Genomic DNA, 3,294 nt, shown 5'->3' with positions numbered 1-3,294 from the left:
CCGCCGGCCCTTTGGGCTTTCCCTCTAAGATGTCCACTGGCTCTTTTTTCCGCCCGGAAGCGGACCCGGCCTTCACCGTTCGAAACTCGAAAAGCCAAGCAATTGGCTTTTCGTCAGTTGCGCGGACAGGTTCTCACCTCAAATCGTCTGTTTCTTGCCATCCTTGGTCGGCATCAGGTCGACGCCGTTGACCTTGCCGATATGGGTTGCCAGCATCGGCACGAATTGCTCGGCGGGGCCGGTGGCGAAGGCGCCGGCGAAAGAGTTCTTGGTGGCGTTGCCGAGCGGGTTGGCGATGCCGGCCGCGCCGGCCATCGATTCCAGATAGGTCAGGTCCTTGAAGGCGTTGGCGATGGAGAATTTGTGGGCGTCGCGGTCGCCCTCCAGCGTCCAGCGCATGAAGGTCTGGTAGAAGCCGCAATCCATGCGGCCGTTGCGGATGACGCTGTCGAAGCGCGGCGGCGAGATGCCGACCTTCTGCGCCAGCGCCAGCGCCTCGGAATAGATCGCGGCATAGCCGAGCGAGATGAAATTGTTGAGCAGTTTCATGCGGTGGCCGTCACCAGTGTCGCCGATATGAACGATGCGGCCGGCCCAGGTTTCCAGCACCGGCTTCAGCCGGGCGAAGACGGCGTCCGGCGCGCCGACCATGGCGTCGAGCGTGCCTTCCCAGGCTTCCTTCGGCGTGCGGCTCAGCGGCGCGTCGACGTAGTCGATGCCGAGCGCCTTGAGTTCAGCCGCCAGTGCAATGGTCGAGACCGGATCGGAGGTCGAGCAGTCGACGACGACCGCGCCCTTTTTCAAGCCCTCCTTGAGGCCGCCGGGGCCGCGAATGATAGCCTCGACTTCGCGCGATCCGGTGACGCAGATGAAGACGATGTCCGATGCCGCCCCGACATCGCGCGAGGTCGATACTTCCGCGGCACCGCGGCCAAGCAGGTCCTCCGCCGGCTTGCGGTTCTTGCGGCCGAGAAAGGTCAGGCTGTAGCCCTTGTCGACGATGTTCTTAGCGATCCCGTGCCCCATCAGGCCAAGGCCGATGAAGCCGATCTTTTCGCTCGCGGCAGTCGTGTTCATGTCTTCAAGTCCTGTTGCAATGATTGATGATCAGCGCTGCCGTTTTGCAGGCGAGGGTGGTTGCGGATTGCGATTTTGTCTGACAATACACATAAATCCCAGCGGATGTGGAGAGCAAAATGACGAAGCGGATCATGTTCACCGGCGGCAGCGGCAAGGCYGGRCGYCATGTCGTGCARTATCTKGTSGAGCAGGGCTGCCAGGTGCTCAACATCGACACMAAGCCGCTCGACAATCCCAAAGTGCGCACGCTGATCACCGACATCACCGACAGCGGACAGGTGTTCAACGCGCTGTCGAGTTATATGGGATTGCACGAATTCGACCCGTCTCTACGCGCCCAACCGGTCGATGCGGTGGTGCATTTCGCCGCCATCCCGCGCATCATGATCACCACCGACAACGAGGTGTTCCGCATCAATGCGCTCGGCACCTACAATGTCATCGAGGCGGCGGTGAAGCTCGGCATCCGCAAGGTGGTGATTGCCTCAAGCGAAACCACCTATGGGCTGGTGTTCGCCAACGAGCCGCGTGATCCCCAGTATTTCCCGCTCGACGAGGATTATGACGTCGATCCGATGGACAGCTACGCGCTGTCCAAGGTCGTCAACGAGAAGACGGCGCGCGCCTTTGCGCTGCGCAGCGGCATCGACATCTATGCGCTGCGCATAGGCAACGTCATCGAGCCACATGAATATTCGCTGTTTCCGAAATGGTTCGCCGAGCCGGGGTTCCGCAAGCGCATCGCCTGGAGCTATGTCGACGCGCGCGACCTTGGCCAGATCACCCTGCGTGCCATCGAGAAGGACGGGCTCGGCTATCAGGTGTTCAACGCCGCCAATGACGATACCTCATCCGACCTGCCGACCGCCGAACTCCTGAAGCGGTTCTATCCCAGCGTACCGGTCAAGGCCGACCTCGGCGAATACGAGACGCTGCTGTCGAACCGCAAGGCGCGGGATATTCTCGGCTTCCGCCCGGAGCACAGCTGGCGCAAATACGTCAAGCAGGCCTGATCCGTCGGAGCAATCGGGCTGATCTGTGCACAGCGGCCGGCTTTGCCGCCTGAGCCGCTTGCCGCGCTTGACAGCCCCTGCAATCCGGCCTTTCTGGAGCCTATGCGGGACGCGAAGCCGAACAAGGAAAAATCGCCAGCGAAAGCGGCCTCCGGCGAGCGCCCGGCGGGCGTTCGCCGACCAGACGCGGCGCGCATCCCCGGCTCGAGCGTCCATGCTTCGCTGGCCAGCGAGATTGGCCTCAGGATCGTGCGCGGCGACTACCCGCCCGGCACCATCCTGCCCAATGAAGCGAAATGGTCGGAGACCTTCAGCGTCAGCCGCTCGGCGGTGCGCGAAGCGATCAAGATGCTGATGGCCAAGAGCCTGTTGGCGTCGCGCCCCAAGATCGGCAGCTGGGTCGAGCCGAAGGAACGCTGGAACCTGCTCGATCGCGACGTGCTCGCCTGGTACGCGACGTCCCCGGATCGCGAGGTGTTCCTGAAGACCGTGCAGGAGTTCCGCCACATCATCGAGCCGGAAGCGACCGCCTTTGCCGCCATGCGGCGGACCGATGAGCAGATGGCCGAGATCAGCCAGGCCTGCCGCGAGATGGGCGAGGCGACGAGCCTGCAGGAGCGCACGCGTGCCGATACGCGTTTCCACCTGGCGATCCTGCGGGCATCCGGCAACGACCTTTTGGTGCCACTCGGCGTGCTCATCGAATCCGCGTTCGACCACCTGTTCGCCTATACGACACGGGAGCTGGATGATTTGCAGCACGCACAGAAGCTGCACGAGGCGATCGAGAGGAACATCCGCCTGCAGCGACCGGATGCGGCGCGCAACGCGGTGCGCAAGTTGTTGGCCAACACCGACGGCGTCATCCGTTCGCGCTAGGAGCCTAATGGGTCGCGGCTAATCCTCTTTCTCCCGCCCGAAGGCGGCTCGAAGCTCGTCCTTGGCGTTCTCAAGCACTTGTCTGCGCGAAGCGGGCAGATTCTTGCCGGCGCGGTTGATGTAGAAGTTCAGCATCGACATGGCGGACTGGAACGGCTCGGCCTTGCGCCGGAGGCTGTGTTCGGCGGATCGCTTGAGGGAGGCGGCGATTTTCCTGGCGTCATCGGATTCGAAGACGTGGTCCTCGAGATCCATAGCGTCGCTGTGCTCGGTCACCTCGGCCGACCATTTCTTCTTCGCGGTCATGGCAGGACTCCTTTGC

The 3,294-nt window shown here is 62.7% G+C and carries 4 protein-coding genes; 2 read left to right on the top strand and 2 right to left on the bottom strand.

Annotated elements, in window-relative coordinates:
- Positions 1 to 138: 138 nt before the first annotated feature.
- Positions 139 to 1,077 carry an NAD(P)-dependent oxidoreductase gene (locus tag ACXJ7R_RS28195; protein ID WP_457154687.1) on the bottom strand — a complete coding sequence of 313 codons (939 nt, stop codon included), beginning with the start codon at positions 1,075 to 1,077 and terminating at the stop codon, positions 139 to 141.
- Between the two features lie 119 nt (positions 1,078 to 1,196).
- On the opposite strand from ACXJ7R_RS28195, the gene ACXJ7R_RS28190 reads away from it, so the two are divergent.
- Both ACXJ7R_RS28190 and ACXJ7R_RS28185 read left to right on the top strand, forming a co-directional pair.
- Positions 1,197 to 2,093, top strand: coding sequence for an NAD-dependent epimerase/dehydratase family protein (locus tag ACXJ7R_RS28190; RefSeq protein ID WP_457154686.1), 897 nt, complete (start codon positions 1,197 to 1,199; stop codon positions 2,091 to 2,093).
- A gap of 102 nt (positions 2,094 to 2,195) precedes the next feature.
- Positions 2,196 to 2,972 (top strand): FadR/GntR family transcriptional regulator, encoded by a 777-nt coding sequence (locus ACXJ7R_RS28185; RefSeq protein ID WP_457154685.1) that lies wholly within the window; start codon positions 2,196 to 2,198, stop codon positions 2,970 to 2,972.
- Between the two features lie 18 nt (positions 2,973 to 2,990).
- On the opposite strand, the gene ACXJ7R_RS28180 is transcribed toward ACXJ7R_RS28185, so the two are convergent.
- Entirely contained in the window at positions 2,991 to 3,278 is a 288-nt protein-coding gene (locus ACXJ7R_RS28180) for a DUF3175 domain-containing protein (protein ID WP_457154684.1), read from the bottom strand.
- Between the last annotated feature and the right edge of the window lie 16 nt (positions 3,279 to 3,294).

The sequence above is a fragment of the Mesorhizobium sp. P5_C1 genome (assembly GCF_054049815.1).
The sequence above is the reverse complement of the archived record's forward strand: the minus strand, read 5'-3'. Positions and strand labels throughout refer to the sequence as shown.